This window comes from Moraxella sp. VT-16-12, assembly GCF_002224245.2.
In the GTDB taxonomy this organism is placed as follows: Bacteria; Pseudomonadota; Gammaproteobacteria; order Pseudomonadales; family Moraxellaceae; genus Moraxella.
Window position 1 is genome coordinate 1 of the sequence record NZ_NKHK02000012.1, and the last position, 16,464, is coordinate 16,464.

Annotated in this window: 11 protein-coding genes; 3 read left to right on the plus strand and 8 right to left on the minus strand. The window is 42.3% G+C overall.

Annotation, left to right across the window (positions count from 1 at the left end):
- Window positions 1-313: 313 nt before the first annotated feature.
- The gene (locus CEW93_RS09565; protein ID WP_089538748.1) at window positions 314-781 is read right to left on the minus strand and encodes a hypothetical protein; all 468 of its coding nucleotides are present in this window, start codon (window positions 779-781) and stop codon (window positions 314-316) included.
- Window positions 782-1,010: 229 nt separating this feature from the next.
- Here CEW93_RS09565 and CEW93_RS09570 point away from each other — a divergent pair, with 229 nt between their 5' ends.
- Together CEW93_RS09570 and rpiA are read left to right on the plus strand one after the other, a co-directional pair.
- Window positions 1,011-1,619 carry an RNA 2'-phosphotransferase gene (locus CEW93_RS09570; RefSeq protein ID WP_255504082.1) on the plus strand — a complete coding sequence of 203 codons (609 nt, stop codon included), beginning with the start codon at window positions 1,011-1,013 and terminating at the stop codon, window positions 1,617-1,619.
- 101 nt (window positions 1,620-1,720) lie between these two features.
- Window positions 1,721-2,386, plus strand: a complete 666-nt coding sequence (gene rpiA, locus CEW93_RS09575) for a ribose-5-phosphate isomerase RpiA (RefSeq protein ID WP_089538755.1) — start codon at window positions 1,721-1,723, stop codon at window positions 2,384-2,386.
- 140 nt (window positions 2,387-2,526) lie between these two features.
- On the opposite strand, the gene purH is transcribed toward rpiA, so the two are convergent.
- The 7 genes from purH to dnaE form a co-directional block, all read right to left on the minus strand.
- Window positions 2,527-4,095, minus strand: a complete 1,569-nt coding sequence (gene purH / locus CEW93_RS09580) for a bifunctional phosphoribosylaminoimidazolecarboxamide formyltransferase/IMP cyclohydrolase (RefSeq protein ID WP_089538747.1) — start codon at window positions 4,093-4,095, stop codon at window positions 2,527-2,529.
- Window positions 4,096-4,198: 103 nt separating this feature from the next.
- Window positions 4,199-4,450 (minus strand): helix-turn-helix domain-containing protein, encoded by a 252-nt coding sequence (locus CEW93_RS09585; RefSeq protein WP_089538746.1) that lies wholly within the window; start codon window positions 4,448-4,450, stop codon window positions 4,199-4,201.
- Between the two features lie 56 nt (window positions 4,451-4,506).
- Window positions 4,507-5,544 carry a DUF3426 domain-containing protein gene (locus CEW93_RS09590; RefSeq protein WP_089538754.1) on the minus strand — a complete coding sequence of 346 codons (1,038 nt, stop codon included), beginning with the start codon at window positions 5,542-5,544 and terminating at the stop codon, window positions 4,507-4,509.
- A 246-nt stretch (window positions 5,545-5,790) separates the two neighbouring features.
- Window positions 5,791-6,717, minus strand: coding sequence for a 50S ribosomal protein L11 methyltransferase (gene prmA / locus CEW93_RS09595; RefSeq protein ID WP_089538745.1), 927 nt, complete (start codon window positions 6,715-6,717; stop codon window positions 5,791-5,793).
- A gap of 250 nt (window positions 6,718-6,967) precedes the next feature.
- The gene (gene cysE / locus CEW93_RS09600; protein ID WP_089538753.1) at window positions 6,968-7,756 is read right to left on the minus strand and encodes a serine O-acetyltransferase; all 789 of its coding nucleotides are present in this window, start codon (window positions 7,754-7,756) and stop codon (window positions 6,968-6,970) included.
- A gap of 59 nt (window positions 7,757-7,815) precedes the next feature.
- Window positions 7,816-8,583 carry an RNA methyltransferase gene (locus CEW93_RS09605; protein ID WP_089538744.1) on the minus strand — a complete coding sequence of 256 codons (768 nt, stop codon included), beginning with the start codon at window positions 8,581-8,583 and terminating at the stop codon, window positions 7,816-7,818.
- 10 nt (window positions 8,584-8,593) lie between these two features.
- Entirely contained in the window at window positions 8,594-12,358 is a 3,765-nt protein-coding gene (gene dnaE, locus CEW93_RS09610) for a DNA polymerase III subunit alpha (RefSeq protein ID WP_089538743.1), read from the minus strand.
- Between the two features lie 112 nt (window positions 12,359-12,470).
- Between dnaE and CEW93_RS09615 the strand changes: the two genes are divergently transcribed.
- Complete coding sequence (locus tag CEW93_RS09615) at window positions 12,471-16,460, plus strand: exodeoxyribonuclease V subunit gamma (RefSeq protein WP_089538742.1); 3,990 nt, start codon at window positions 12,471-12,473, stop codon at window positions 16,458-16,460.
- The last annotated feature ends 4 nt before the right edge of the window (window positions 16,461-16,464 follow it).

The window sequence follows — 16,464 nt, forward strand, 5'->3', positions numbered from 1 at the left end:
AATCAATGTATAAAAGAACAAACTGTTCTCATATAAGCGGTCAGAAAATAGCCAATCGGGGAGTTGTTCGGTGTGGTAATTCATGAGATGGTTGTGTAAATGAGTGTGGATGAATTGTAAGTTTGTGTACAGAGGATATCAATGGGTGTTGGGGGTTTGCTATAAAATAAAGCATGTAAGTGTTAATAATTAAAAGGGCTATTTAAGCCATAAGGTCATCTTGATGTATCTGTGGTATTATTATATCTTTAATTTCGCATTTTTTTCTTCGCTATCGGTGCTTTTGTTGAAGGCGGGGTTGGGCTTCATACAGTTAAAACTTTAAATTAAAATCATACATATAACCATCATATTCAAAATCGCTCCATAAATGCCCATCTATTTTATCTATCATGACATTATTAGGTATAAAGCCATCAGGATTATTTCCCACAAAAACCGTCTTAAAAGAATAAAATAATGGCGTATGATGATGAAAAGCAGAATCAATTAATGGCTCTACGTCTTTATATCTTGTTGATTTTTTTGCTATTTGAAATGCTTCTTTTGCTGTTATATTTATATTATTCTTGTACTGTAAGGGCACGCTATAATAATTTATTTTTTTATCTTTTAAAATGCTGATTAAATTAATTAATTTTAATCTTTCAACACAGATATTTAAATATCCATGATATAATTTATCGTGATTGTATTTGAAATTTTTATCTAACAATTCTAAAAATCTTAATGAATTATCATTGGTTGGGTGTTCCAAAAATAAATCACAATATATTTTCATCTTTATCCGCCTTGTGTGTTTGGTTGTGATGGTTTTTAAGAGTGGTTTTAGTAAAATCCAAAAATATTTATCATTTTTTAAGATTTCTCATATTTTGGATAAATTGCAACCTGATACGAACCACCAATCCCTGAATTTTTATCAGGATAGCACAGCTTTTTGTTTATAGTATTTGGCTCTTGCTAGGTTTGATGATTTTTGCTACATTAATAAAAATTTTATGTTTGTGATGACCATGCACCATACAGAATTGCCTTTGACCAATGAACAGCAAAAAGCCCAAATTGCTTATGCCAAATTTTTAAAAAATCGCAGCCGTCTATTAAGTAAAATTTTACGCCACCAACCAGAATCAGTGGGCATTACCTTAGACCGTCAGGGCTATGTGGCGGTGGATGAGCTGTTATCTGCCCTACAAAATTCGCCTTTTCCCATGGATAGGGCGGTACTTGATGAAGTGGTGGCAAAAAACGACAAACAGCGATTTTCATACAGTTCAGATGGTCAAAAAATCCGTGCCAATCAAGGGCATTCTGTCATCGTTGATTTGGAGCTGTTGCCACAAACTCCGCCTGATGTGCTGTATCATGGCACGGCGATACAGCATTTGTCAAGCATTTGGCAAATGGGACTGACCGCCCAAAGTCGTCATCATGTTCATCTAAGTTGTGATGTGCAAACTGCCATCAAAGTGGGTAAACGTCATGGAAAAGTGGCAGTATTACAAGTCAATGCCAATCAAATGAATACAGACGGCAGGGTGTTTTATCGTTCAGATAATGGCGTATGGCTCACAGAATGTGTACCACCTTGTTATTTGGAACAGTTGGTGATTTGAGTGTTTGTGGTTTTATTTTGACGGATTTTTTAGTAAAATACTCCCCTATCTTGGTTAAATCACTTGCTGATGACCTATTTACCATCAATCAGAGACGTTTTATGACACATACTGACCCTAAACTTGCCCAAAAACGAGCTGTTGCCAAATCCGCCCTTGATTATGTAGAAGATGGTATGATTTTGGGCGTGGGAACGGGCAGTACAGTCAATTGCTTGATTGAACTGTTGCCACAAGTTCGCCTAAAAGGGGCGGTCGCCAGCTCCAAAGTTACCGAAGATAAACTTCGTGCTTTGGGCATTGAGATTTTTGATTTAAATGCGGTGGGTGAACTTGATTTGTATATAGATGGTGCAGACGAAATAGACGCACAGGGCAACATGATAAAAGGTGGCGGCGGTGCTTTGACTCGTGAGAAAATCGTAGCAGCAGCATCTAAGCAGTTTGTCTGCATGGTAGATGATAGCAAGGTGGTGGATAAGCTTGGCAGATTTCCTGTGGCGGTAGAAGTGTTGCCACAAGCCCGCTCTTATGTGGCTCGTGAGCTGGTCAAATTAGGGGGCGACCCTGTGTACCGTGAGAACTTTGTTACGGATTATGGTCATGTGATTTTGGATACTTATGAGCTGGACATTAAAAATCCCAGCGATTTTGAACAAGTGCTCAACAATATTGTGGGTGTGGTGTGTAATGGCATTTTCGCCAGTCAATCTGCCCATATCATGCTAAAAGCAAGCGATGGTGGGGTAGAAGTGGTGAAATTCTAGTCATTAAAATTGAGTAAAGACAAATCATGGGGTAAACAAAAATCTGCCCATGACGATGGTTTTTGGATAAAATAAAGATTGAACTTAGAAATTTTAAAAACCCCTTAATCATTAAGGGGTTTTTGTATGGCAACTAAATCTTAGTGTCTAAAATGTCTCATGCCTGTAAACACCATGGCGATGCCATGCTCATCAGCAGCAGCAATGGTCTCATCATCACGCATAGAGCCACCGGGCTGAATGATGCATTTAATCCCTGCTTTGGCAGCATTATCAATGCCATCACGGAATGGGAAAAACGCATCTGATGCCATTACCGCACCTTCTACCACCAGACCTGCGTGCTCTGCCTTAATGCCTGCAATACGAGCCGAATTGACACGACTCATCTGACCTGCACCAATACCGACGGTTTGACGATTTTTGGCATAGACGATGGCATTGGATTTGACATATTTGGCAACTTTCCATGCAAAAATCAAATCATCAAGCTGTTCATTGGTGGGGGCGATTTTGGTAACAACTTTAAGGTCAGATTTATCAATCATGCCTAAATCTTGATCTTGAACAAGCAATCCGCCATTGACGCGTTTATAGTCTAATTGTGCCTTGCGTTCACTTGGATTTGGCAAATCACCACAGACCAATACTCGTACATTTTTCTTGGCAGCTGTAATGTCCAACACGCCATCTGCCACACTTGGTGCGATAATCACTTCTACAAATTGACGTTCCACAATGGCTTGGGCGGTCTGAGTGTCAAGTTCTCTGTTAAAAGCGATAATCCCACCAAAGGCAGACTCAGGGTCGGTGGCATAAGCCAGATGATAAGCTTTCAAAATACCATCGGTAGATACTGCCACGCCACATGGATTGGCGTGTTTTACGATGACGCAAGCAGGCTTTGTAAAGGATTTGACGCACTCTAAGGCGGCATCTGTGTCAGCAATGTTGTTATAAGACAGCTCTTTGCCTTGGAGCTGACGTGCGGTTGAAACAGAGGCTTCGCTGGCGGTGCTTTCGGTATAAAAACTTGCGGATTGATGTGGGTTTTCACCATAGCGTAAATCTTGGGCTTTGGTAAACTGGGTGTTAAAGGTGCGAGCAAATTTATCTACCTGAGCATTTAGCCTTGCTCCCAAATAATTGGCAATCATCCCATCGTATTGAGCAGTATGTTCAAAAGCTTTTACCGCCAAATCAAAGCGAGTATCGTGTGATAAACTGCCTGTTTCTTTGAGTTCATTAAGAACTTGATGATAGTCAGATACATTAACCACAATACCAACAGATGCGTGGTTTTTAGCGGCAGCACGTACCATTGTGGGGCCACCAATATCAATGTTTTCAATGGCATCAGCAAGCGTACAGTCAGGATTGGCAACGGTTTGAGCAAAAGGGTAAAGATTGACCACCACCAAATCAATGCCATCAATGCCATGTTCTGCCATGACCGCATCATCAATACCACGGCGAGCTAAAATGCCACCATGAATTTTTGGGTGTAAGGTTTTGACACGACCATCCATCATTTCAGGAAAGCCTGTGTGCTCAGAGACTTCAATGACGGACACGCCATTGTCTTTGAGTAGTTTGTAAGTACCGCCTGTGGATAAAATCCCAAATCCAAACTGACTTAGCCCTTGGGCAAATTCTACAATGCCTGTTTTGTCTGAAACTGACAAAAGTGCAAAACGTGAAAAACTCATAAAAACCCCAATTGGTAAAATTAGAATAAGTGCTAAACGCCTACTAATGATACCAATTATTGGGGTATTTATAAAGCAAAATTTCTTTTATGTGGGTAAAAGATTATTTTTTAAGCAAATCATAGGTTTTTAGCTTGGTGCGTAGTGTACCACGGTTGAGACCTAGGATTTGGGCGGCTTTGGATTGATTGCCGTGGGTGTAACGTAACACAGAAATCAGCAAAGGTTTTTCAAATTCACCTAAAAATAGCTCATATAGTTGGCTGGGTGTTTCGCCATTTAGAGCGTTTAGGTGTTGTTGTACCGCACTTTCAACGTGTGTGTGTAGTGGGTGAAGTGTGTTTTCAGTAGTCATAATTAACCTTATTAACCTATTAATAAAAACGTCTAGGCCATATAGCCTTTGACAACCTAAGGAGACTGATACAAAGGAGTAACTTCTACGACAGTCGGCGTTTGTTTGAGTTTAACGGTTAGCTGAATGCGTTTGGTTTGATTGCCTAATATGCTTTTTTGGGATTCTGCCAAATAATCACTGCGTTTTGCCACAAAATCAGCCACTACGACACCTTTGCTATCTTTTAGACGCACCAACAGGTCAGGATATAACTGCTCTTGGCTACTTCTGTTAAAAAAAGTGATGATAACATCGGTTTTGTTGCTGCTGTTTTTGTGTGTGGCACTAATGGCAATGCTCCCTAAATCAGCGTGGGGGGCACTACATTTTGCCAAAGAGCAAAAAGCGTGCACCTTGTCAGCATGAGATGGACTAGCGATGATACTTTCTAAATTAAATAATGTGTATTGCATCACCATCAGCCCCATCAAAATTATAGAACCAATCAACCACATGAGCTGACTGACAAAGGATTTTTTGGTTGCCAGTTGCTGGGTGGTGGGTCTGTGCGACATCGCTTTTTTAAAAGATGGCATTCTTTTTTGACCGAGATTGGACGCAGGGGCAATAATGGTGCTTAGGTCAATGTCGGCTTTTGGATTGGCATGGGTGTTAGTGCTTTGATTGATAGCAACATCATTGGGGTTGCTATTATCTAGGGCATCTTGTATCCATGCTTCATTTGTGGTGCCATCTGGTGATTTTTCGCCATGTATGCTTGATGTGGCAATTTGCATTTGTTCATCTAAAAAACGGCTAAAATCATCAACTGTTTGTTCTTCTTGCACTTGCACAGATTGTGCCAACTTTGATGTGTTGGGTGCAGAAGGCGGTATTTGGTCAATGGACGTGTTTTGTGCAACATTTGTGTGAGCATTGGGTGTTTGGTGAGCCTGAGAAATGGGCGGCTTACTTTGAACCAGATTGTCATTAAGTAAAAAAACCTGCTGACAACGCCCACACTTTGCTTTTGCAGTGGGATTGCCAATTTTAGCACTTGGCATGGGGTAAACCGCCCCACAACTGGGGCATTGTGTATGTTGCTGACTCATGGGTGTTCCAATGCTTTTATTATTATTGGGTTGGCACAAAGCAAACCGATTAGTTTCACATAAAAATTGCAAAAATAACGCCAAAAATTTAGCCGATTTGTATTTATGATGCTATTTTTACAAAATAGTAACTGTGTTAGAATTGTGTAAAAAAATAGCCGTGCCAAGACAGTAGTAATGGCGAATAATTGACCGTCTTGGTGGCTATGCTACTAAATTGTTTGATGATTTACAACGATTTAGGGGTTAAGTGAGCTTAATAGCAGATAAACGATGCCAATGGTGGTCATCGGGGGTGTCGTAATGGTAGGGTGGGTCAATTTTAAAATAGGGCGAATAGGCATTTTTGACATCTTCGGTTTGGTTTTCAATCAGTCCTGCCAAAACAATTTGTCCACCATTTTTTAATAAAGTAGCAAAATAAGGGGCAAAATGAATGAGTGGCTTGGCTAAAATGTTAGCAGTGATGACATCAGCGATGATGTGATGTTCTTTTTGGTGGGCTTGAAACTCTTCGGGTAAAAAAACCAACATTTTATCTGACACACCATTGAGCTTAGCATTTTGGCGAGTGGCGAGTACCGCTTGGGGGTCTATATCTACCGCTAAAACCTGCTTGGCACCCAGTAATAAAGCACCCACGCCTAATACGCCTGAGCCACAGCCATAATCTATGACAATTTTGTCGGTTAAATCTTGCTCACTTAGCCAATCCAAACACAGTCGTGTTGTGGCATGATAGCCTGTGCCAAATGCCAAACCGGGGTCTAAGATAAGGTTGATGGCATCAGGGTCGGGAGCATTTAGCCATTGGGGGACTATCCATAAGTTGCCTTGACATTTGATGGGGGTATAGTGGCTCATCCATTCACGAGTCCAATCTTTGTCATCTAAGGTAGTAAGCCACACACGGCTTGCTCTGACAGTTGCGGCGATGTCTTGGGCGAGATGTTCAAAATCTACTGACAAAAAACGCTCATCAGTATGTGTGTCAAAAATCGCCGTCAAAATCACATCTGCCCATAGCGGCTCTTCATTAGGCAGCGGCTCAAATAAAGGCTCATCGCCTGCATCTTCTAATAAAATGGACACCGCTTCGGCTTCATAAAATAAAGCTTCTGCCAGCTCTACTTGGTCTTTGGTGAGTTGTAAATGGATTTGTTGCCACGCCATAAGATTTTTCCTACTTAAAGACAAATATTTATTTAACATAATGCTTAAATTTTTAATAAAATTTTAAAAATATGTTAAATTATTAAAAGCAATCATTTTAACAAAAAATTTAAAAGAAATTAGTAAAGGATTGTTAAAAAAAACCGCGACTTATGACGCATCTAAGGCTTGCCAAACATAAGTTGGTGCGATAAAAAAGATGGCAAAATAAAAAGGGGAGTTACTCCCCATGTTATCAAAGTTTGTTAAATTAAGTGCCAACATCAGATTTTGGATTGTCTAAGATGTCTAAGTCATCAGAATCAATCGCTTGGCTTTTTGACTTACAAAAGGTAGGGTCAAGCCGACAGATGGCGTTTTGCAATTCTTCTATACGTTTATCTTGGGCTTGGATATGGTCTAGTAGTTTGGCGATACTGGTGGCAACAGGGTCTTTATCGGTGCTGACCCCATAAGCATTAAAGCCATCATCACTTTTTTTGGCGTTATTTTTGGTGTTTTTGTCTATCATGCGAGCGGTTGCTCCGACCATGGTTACATTATCAGGAACAGGCTTGACAACCACAGCATTTGAGCCAACCTTGGCGTTATTACCAACGGTAAAGCCACCTAAAATCTTTGCCCCTGCACCAACCACGACATTATTGCCAAGGGTGGGATGGCGTTTTGTGCCTTTTTCCCATGACACACCACCAAGCGTAACACCATGATATAAAGTAACATCATCACCAATTTCTGCTGTTTCCCCAATCACCACACCCATACCATGGTCAATAAAGAAGCGTTTGCCGATTTTGGCGGCAGGGTGAATCTCAATGCCTGTACTCACACGGGTAAAATGCGACAAGGCACGAGCCAAAAATTTATGGTCAGCTTGCCATAGAGCATGGGACGCACGGTGTAGTGTGCGTGCGTGAATGCCCGGATAAGTAAGCAAAATCTCTGTTTTGTTGCGAGCGGCAGGGTCTTTGGCAAGTACAGCACTTAGGTCGTCATCAATGCTGTTTTTTAGGTCAAGCAGTTTTTTAAAAAGCGTCATGGTCATGGTTTGATGGATGTTTTGGTTATTTTAGCATAAAAATTTATCATCACAAAAAGCTATTGGGATTTTTTGGTTAAAGCAATCATTTTTGCAGTCAAAGCCTGTAAGATGGCGTATTCTTTTTGGTCAAGTTGTAGGCGACCAACCAAGCGAGATAAACGGCTGGGCAAGTCTTTGAGTTCATCATCACGAGCAAGGTTGAGTGCCACCATTAAATCGGTGATGTTGTTTTGCAAGCTGTCTTTTTGGGCATGGGTGATGGCAGGTAAATCCCAATCGGTGCGAATGGTGATGGGCATGACAGTACGGTTTGGTTCGGTGTCAGCAAAATGTGCGTATATCGTACTTGCAATGACTTGCACCGAACTTGCCACATTTAGCACAGGATAGACAGGATTGGCAGGGATTTGTATGTGATAATCTGCCAAGGCAAGCTCATCATTGGTCAAACCACGGTCTTCACGCCCAAATAAAATGCCAATGCGGGCAGTTGGATTGCTTGTAAGAAATTGTGCCATGATGGTGGTGCTCTGGGTGGGGGTAATGGTAGGGCGTGGCAGATGGCGAGAGCGTGCTGATGATGCAAAAATGAGTGAGCAATCACAGATGGCATCATGAAGTGTTGGGACAATGCGTGCATTGTCTAATATACAAGCACCGCCTGCTGAGTTGGCATAACTGTTTTCATCAATGGGGAGTTTTGGGCTGACCACCACCAAATCTGACAGCCCCATGGTGTGCATGGCACGAGCGGCTGAGCCAATATTGGCAGGTAAGGTGGTGTTTATCATGATGATACGAATGTTTGGCAAAAAAGACAACATGAGTTTTCCGTCAGTATAATTTGATGGTTTCTGTGTTAAATAATCGGTGTAAGGCGTTCATGGTTTCATCTGATGGATAAAAGCGAAAACGCTCATTTACCATGACTTTGCACAACCCACAGTCGTCATGTAAAAATAAAGAAATGGGCAGACAACCATCACCGTCATCGCCAGTATTGCCATGTTCATCGGTGGTTTGGGGTATGTCGCTGTCATTGGGTGGGTTATTTTCTTTGAGCAGTCCAAGAAGCTCATATAAAGTGGCAGTATCATCACTGGCAAGTTTAAGGTGCACACCTGTCAGGTGTTTAAGACGAGCTTGGGTTAATGTGCTGGCTCCATGCAGTCGGCAAAATAACCGCCCATCATTTTCACGCACGCTAATGCGAGCAATGATGATAGAACCGTTAAGATTATGAACATTTTCCCAGTCGGTTTTGTCAATCTTGGCAAGCGTTTGACTGTTGAGTTTTTGGGGGTTGAAGTTTTTTTCGCTTTTGATAAGCCGTTCATATTTGGCTACCAAAGCATCACTTAGACTGATGTTGCTTTCTAAGATGGATTTTAGGTGGGAGTATTTGTCAGCATAACAGCTAATTTCTAGGCGAGCTGTGCCATCGTCCAAAGTAACCGCAATGCGATTGCCAAAATTTGCCACATCAACGACAAGCCCCGCCACTTTAACCATTTTGCCAGCACCTGTGTCGGTCAGCTCGCTTAGGCTAGGCACGTTAGTAAATTTTGGCAGTTCATGACGATATTTGTCCAAAGGGTGCCCTGTCAGATATAGCCCAAGCGTGTCTTTTTCGCCACGCAGGCGAGTTTGGTCGCCCCAAATGATGGGTTTTAAGGGTGGGGCAACAGACAGACCATCATCAACTTCGGCAAATAAATCTAGTGTGCCATCTAGCAGATTTTGGCGGTTTTGGTGAGCCACTTCCATTGCTGATGGCAACTGCTCCCACAGTCCGCCCCGTATGTGGTGGCTTTCGTGGATAAATTGTGGGGCAAGTTTTTTTGCCATGTCATCAAAACAGCCTGCACAAATCAAGGCTTCTAAGGCACGTTTACCAACTTTTTTGGTGTCCACACGGTTGCAAAAATCATACAAATCTGCAAATTCTCTTTCTTGGCGAGCTTTGACAATGCTTGCCACAGCATCTTCACCCACGCCTTTGACCGCCCCAAGCCCTGAGATGATGCGAGTGTGTGTGGGGTCATCAGGGTCGGTAACAAATCGCCATTGACTGTGATTGATGCTTGGGGGCAATACAGACAGCCCAAAGTTTTCTTTGCAATCACCAATTAAAAACACCACTGTGTCCGTGTTGTTCATCTCCGATGTCAAGACGGCGGACATAAATTCAGCAGGATAGTAGTGTTTTAAATAAGCCGTTTGATATGCCAAGACGCCATAGGCTGCTGAGTGCGATTTGTTAAAACCATAACCTGCAAAAAACTCCACTAGGTCAAAGATTTTACCTGCCAGCTCACCATCAATCTCATTGGCGATAGAGCCTTCCACAAACTTACTTCGCTCCTTTGCCATCTCTTCTACTTTTTTCTTACCCATCGCACGTCTTAGCATGTCCGCGCCACCGAGCGTATAGCCTGCCAATACCTGAGCGATTTGCATGACTTGCTCTTGATAAACAATCGTGCCATAAGTTGGCTCTAAGGCAGGTTTAAGCAGTTCATGCTGATGATTGGGGTCAGGATAAGCAATTTCTTGAATGCCGTTTTTTCGGTCAATGAAGCTTTGTACCATGCCAGACTCTAACGGACCGGGGCGATACAAGGCACACATGGCGATGACATCTTCAATGTTGGACGGTTTGAGCTGTTTTAGGTATTTTTTCATGCCTGAGCTTTCAAGCTGAAACACGGCGGTGGTGTTACCTGTCTGCAATACCGAACGATACACGTCCATGTCATCAAGTGGCAAAGTGTCTAGGTCAATGGGGGGCAGACCTTCTTTGGCACGGCGTGCATCTATGTTATCAATGGCGGATTTGATGACAGTCAGGTTTCTAAGTCCTAAAAAGTCAAATTTGACCAAACCCACCGCTTCTACATCATCTTTATCGTATTGGCTGACAAAATGCCCTTCATCATCGCAATACACCGCACTAAAATCACTGATGCGGTTTGGGGCGATGAGCACGCCCCCTGCGTGTTTACCAACATTTCGGGTGATGCCTTCTAGTTTTTGAGCCATCTCCCAAATCTCTAACGCTTGCTCGTGGTCGCCATCTTCGCTATTAGTTAAAAGGTCGTTTAATAATGGCTCTTCTTCTTTGGCTTTTGCCAGTGAAATGCCGGGTGTTTTGGGGATAAGTTTGGAGATTTTATCTGCCAAACCATAAGATTTGCCTTGCACACGAGCCACGTCTCTGATGACGGCTTTTGCTCCCATTGTGCCAAAGGTGATGATTTGACTGACCGCCATGCGTCCATAAGTTTGGGCGACATAATCAATCACGCGGTCTCGCCCTTCAATACAAAAATCCACATCAAAGTCAGGCATACTGACCCGTTCGGGGTTTAAAAAACGCTCAAACAGCAAATCATAATGTAAAGGGTCTAAATCGGTGATGTTCAATGAGTATGCCACAAGCGACCCTGCCCCAGAACCACGACCAGGACCAACTGGCACGCCATTTTCTTTTGCCCAACGGATAAAGTCCATCACGATAAGAAAATATCCGGGAAAGCCCATGTTTAAAATGATATTGACTTCAAATTCAAGGCGGTCATCATAAGGCTTTCGCACGCTTTCCCAGTCATCTGTGCGAGTGCTTGGTGGGTAGAGTTTATCTAGGCGTTTATTAAGACCATCTTTTGAGATTTGACGAAAAAAGCTCTCTTCGGTCATGCCATCAGGTATGGGAAAAGCAGGCAAGAAGTTTTTGCCAAGCGTTAAAGACACATTACAGCGACTGGCTAATAGGTTTGTGTTTTCAATGACTTGTGGCAAATCAGCAAACAGCTCACTCATTTCATCTTGGGTGCGAAAATACTGATTTTCGGTGTATAAATGTGGTCTGTTTGGGTCGGCAAGCACCCAACCGCCTGTGATACACACACGAGCTTCATGAGCTTCAAAGTCGCTACTATTGGTGTCTTCTTTACCAATAAGCTCAGGGGTTTTGTTGATAAAACGCACATCATTATGGGCGATGATGGGTATGCCTGCTTGTGAGCCATAGATGATGGCGTTTTTGTTATAAGTATCATCGCCAGTATGGGTGCGTTTGATGCCAAGGTATAGACGGTCGCCAAAGGTTGCTTGCCAAAACTCAAAACGTTGTATTGCCCATTGTGGGTGCTGGCTAGATAAAATTGGGGCGATTTCTGAGCGGTGGGTTAAAATGGCAATCAGCCCTGAATTTCTTTTGGCTAGGGCATCTTTGGTAACAATGGGGGTATGTTTGATGACTTTGCCATTATCGCCCATTGGACGGGTGGTATAACTGTCAGAGACAAGCCTTAGCAGGTTTTTGTAGCCATCATCATTCATGGCATAGAGTATGACACTAAACTCATCTTGGCTATCCATGCTTGGAGCGACCACAACTTCACTGCCTAAAATCGGTTTAATCCCTGCACCAATACAGGCTTTATAAAATTTTACCAAAGCAAAAGTGTTGTGCAAATCCGCCAAGCCGAGTGCTGTTTGTCCGTCTTGTTTGGCAGCTTGTACCAGCTCATTAATGCGTACGATAGAATCAACAATGGCGTATTCGCTACGCACACCAAGATGTACAAAAGCCATAAGATACCTACAAAAATACACATTATAACTGCTTATCATGAGTGTGTAAACAGATTTGGCAAAGCCCAAAAAGCTGTGTAAAATAAGTAAACATTTATCAAAAAGCCATCTTATGTTTTATATCATACAGTCCAACGATACCGACACGCTTGTTAATCATCTTATTGATTTTTATAAAGATTTATCAATAGATGGCGAGCTAAGTAGGGCGATATTTGACCCCTTTACGGTCATTGTGCCATCAATGGTTTTGGGCGACTGGCTGACCAAACAGGTGGCACTAAAACTTGGGGTAAGCACGTTGTTTACCGCACAGTTTTGGGGTAAATATCAATGGCAAATGACCCAAACGGTGCTAGAAAAAGACGCACAAACTCACCCATATGACAGTTTGGTTGTTCCAGAAGTGGCGGTGTTGTCCGCATCCATCATGCGATGGCGAATTTTTAGTTTTGTGTCAGCACAACTGCAACAACTGACACACATCATAGATGACACTGAGCACCCTTTACATTTGCTCATTAAGCCTTTATATGATGAAAAAACAGGCGTGGCAGAACATCGTTTATGGCAGGCGTGTGATGAATTATCTTCGGTATATGTGCGTTATTTGACCCATCGTCCCCAGTGGCTGTTGTCATGGTCAAAGGGTGAGTCTTTGGCTGACGATGTCAAAAAAATGATGAGCGATAAAGCTCGCTTGGAGCGTGAGTTTGGTGCGATAAGACCCAGCGAGCATACTGATGATATGATGTATGAGCTGCCAGAGTGGTTGCAGGAGCATTATTTGGCGTTGGAGCGATTGCTTAGGTTTTTGTGGCATTCGCTATTTGCCCAGACTTATTTGTATCGGACAGCCTTAGAAGAGCGGTTTTGGCAAGTGCTGTCAGGCGAGCGTGGTGATGAGTTGGCAAGTCAAGCAAAACAAGCCCTGCCAAAGCGTTTATATTTGTTCACGGTGCAACAAATCCCACAGGTAGAGTTGGATTTTTTAAAACAGTTATCGCAGTATTTGGATGTGATATTATGCCATTTTAATCCGTCTATGATGTTTTGGGCAGATATTGTGGATAAAAATTGGCTATTGACCCAACGTATCATCAAGCCCAACAGCGTTTATTTAAAAGATTATGGACATGGGTTGTTATCCAGACTTGGTAAAGAGTCCAGAGAAACCTTTGCCATGCTTGCAGACATGACAGGTGGGGCTGATGATGGGGATTGGGTGATTAATTGGCAAGAGCAATTTGTTCGCCATTATGACAAAAACCCTACTTTATTAAATGCCCTAAAACAAGACATTTTAATGCTTGGCGATGGTGATGTGGACAGTCAAAATGAGCTTGGATGGCAAATGTTGCAGCTTTTACAAAATGATGAAATGCTTGCCACAAAAACCCGCCCCAAGGTGGGTATGCCCATACAGCCCGATAACAGTTTGTCCATTCATGTCTGCCACAGTTTAAAGCGTCAGTTAGAGATTGCTCGGCTGATGATAGCCCAATATCTTAATGACAATCCAAAGCGTACTTTGGCGGATGTGGTTGTGCTTCTGCCAGATGTGGACAGCACCCAAGAGCTGATTTTATCAGTATTTCCAAATGGCGTGGGGATTGATGGTTTGACCTTGCCCATCAAAATCACAGGAACGACCGATAAAAATATTGATGAGCTGCTTTATGCCATCATGGGGTTTTATGAGTTGGTGGGTGAGCCATCGTCTCGCTTTTATGCAGATGATGTTTATGAATGGCTACAAACGCCTGCTTTGTATCAAAGTTTTGGCTTGGGATTTGATGAGATAAAGCGTGGCTGTGAGTTATTAGCACAAGCAGGGTTTAAACGGGGCTTTGATGAGCGGCATTTGGCACAAACCTTAGATAAAAATGATGATGATTATCGTTATACATTTAGCTATGCCCTTGACCGCATTGTGATGGGCTTGCTTGCACCAACTGATGGCTTGCCAAATGCCAGTTTATATCCATTTGTATGGCGTGATGGGGTATTTGCAGAAGCGGTGTTGCCTTTGGTGGGGGTCAGTTTGTCAGATGAAAAAATCATCAATGCCCTGACAGCCATTCATGCAGGGTTGCATGATAATCGCCATGCTTATCAGCAGACAGATGATGTAGAAAAACTGTTGGAGCAGATAGAGCGTGATGTCATTCATCGGTTTTTTGGGGTGTTTCATCAAAGCATTGCCATGCGAGCGATTTTTAATGCCAAAAATGCCATGAAAGCCAGCCTGAGAGCCAATAAAGTTCATCACCCAAACCAAAAAAGCCAGCCTGTCATGCTAAGTTTAAAATTTGTCTTAAACAGCTTAGTCAATGATGTCAAAGCCCAAGCCCTAAGTGCTGAACCTGCCGAGGTCATCACTTTTGCTCGTTTTGGCTCATTAAGAAGCATTCCTTTTGGGCTGACGGTCATGCTAGACATGAATGTGTCATCTTTTCCCCGCCAAGATAAGAAAGGGCGACTTGATTTGATGAGAGCGGGCATAAATCAGCGTGGCGACCGCTACAACGAAGATGATGACAATGGCGCTTTTTTGGATGCTTTGTTGTGTACCAAAGATAGGGTGCTGATTTTTTATCATGGCATGAGTGCTGATGGTAAAACACAGCTACTACCTGCTTCTGTAGTCAGTGAGCTGTTGCAGTTTTTTAAAACGGATGCATTGTGGCAAGATGATGACCTAAGTGGTTCAGACGATGAGATGTCTTTGATGGTGCGTGATATTGGTCAAGCAATGCCTGCACTGATAGAGCGTCATCTCATCACGCATCATGAAGCTCATGCCTTTGACAGACAAGTGTTTTATCATGAAGCTGACGATGATGACCCAAAAGATGTTCTGGACGCACTAAGACAACGCATAGACAGTTTTAAACAAATCCAAAAACAGCAGTTGCCCCCACCGATGATTTGGCAACAAGTGCGTCATGTGTTAGATGGTCATCATGATGACACACAAACCGTATCTTTATTAAGCACAGATGAATTGCACCATATACAAGACATATTACAGGCGGTGATGTCTTATCAAATCACCGACAAAACATTGGCTGATTTTGAGCAGATGTTTGATGTGGTAACAGATGGCGATGTTTTTTATGAAAGTGGTATTGATGAGCTGGTATTTGCCATTACCAGACCTGCTCGTGCGTTTTTAAGTCGTAAAATTGCCTTTGCACATCTTGATGATGATTTGACGCTTGATGAGCCACTGGTGTTGGACGGACTGGATAACTATCGCATCAAAAACATCATTTTAAATGACATTAAAGCAGGAATATTTGATGATGTCAGTTTATTTGATGGTCATTTAAGTCAAAAACTTCATGCCATGCAGTATGGCGATATTTTACCCGCAGGCGTGCCAAGATGGACGGTTTTGTCAGAACATTTGAACGACTTTGGACAAAAAATGACACAATTTGTCGCCACCATGACCAAAATTGATGATGACCAGCTACATCATCGCTTAACAAACTGTGTTACACAGGACAAATATTCGTCCTACTTTACAAAAACTCAGCCCACCCAAGTCTCTTTTGGGGTGGCAGATAAACAAATCATCATCAATGCCAATCTGCCAAAACCAGATGAGTCTTTATGGGTGGATTTTGTTCCAAGAACTGCCCGAGTGGTACAACTGGTGAGATTTTGGCTGTATCATTTGTTGTGGCAGATTGAAGGTGGTGAAAAAGTGAGCATTTGGCAGTTTGATAGGGCAAGTGATGATGGTGGTTTTGATAAACAAAGCACGTTTATGTTGGCAAATATATCTGCCGATGAAGCAAAAAGATATTTGTTGGGTTTTATTGTGTTGGCAAAAATCATCAAACAAAAACCCATTGTCATGACTTGCCGAGAAAGTATGAATCATGCCAAAAAAGATAATAATAAATCGCCATCAATCAATAAATGGCTAAATTATCCAAATCATGGCATGGTTGATGATGAAAATTCTCACCACGAAACATGGCAGTTTATTTTAAAAAATCAAGACCCAAGCGAACAACTATTAAATACTCTGGCAATGACAGACATATTATTTAAACCAATCAATCATCATTTAAAAAACTTATCATAAGAGA

Bases quoted from the DNA above. Each gene is read 5' to 3' on its own strand.
- CEW93_RS09605 (WP_089538744.1), bottom strand. From the start codon at position 8,583: ATGTTGTCTTTTTTGCCAAACATTCGTATCATCATGATAAACACCACC.
- CEW93_RS09585 (WP_089538746.1), bottom strand. From the start codon at position 4,450: ATGACTACTGAAAACACACTTCACCCACTACACACACACGTTGAAAGT.
- CEW93_RS09570 (WP_255504082.1), top strand. From the start codon at position 1,011: ATGACCATGCACCATACAGAATTGCCTTTGACCAATGAACAGCAAAAA.
- CEW93_RS09590 (WP_089538754.1), bottom strand. From the start codon at position 5,544: ATGAGTCAGCAACATACACAATGCCCCAGTTGTGGGGCGGTTTACCCC.
- dnaE (WP_089538743.1), bottom strand. From the start codon at position 12,358: ATGGCTTTTGTACATCTTGGTGTGCGTAGCGAATACGCCATTGTTGAT.
- prmA (WP_089538745.1), bottom strand. From the start codon at position 6,717: ATGGCGTGGCAACAAATCCATTTACAACTCACCAAAGACCAAGTAGAG.
- CEW93_RS09615 (WP_089538742.1), top strand. From the start codon at position 12,471: ATGTTTTATATCATACAGTCCAACGATACCGACACGCTTGTTAATCAT.
- rpiA (WP_089538755.1), top strand. From the start codon at position 1,721: ATGACACATACTGACCCTAAACTTGCCCAAAAACGAGCTGTTGCCAAA.
- cysE (WP_089538753.1), bottom strand. From the start codon at position 7,756: ATGACGCTTTTTAAAAAACTGCTTGACCTAAAAAACAGCATTGATGAC.
- purH (WP_089538747.1), bottom strand. From the start codon at position 4,095: ATGAGTTTTTCACGTTTTGCACTTTTGTCAGTTTCAGACAAAACAGGC.
- CEW93_RS09565 (WP_089538748.1), bottom strand. From the start codon at position 781: ATGAAAATATATTGTGATTTATTTTTGGAACACCCAACCAATGATAAT.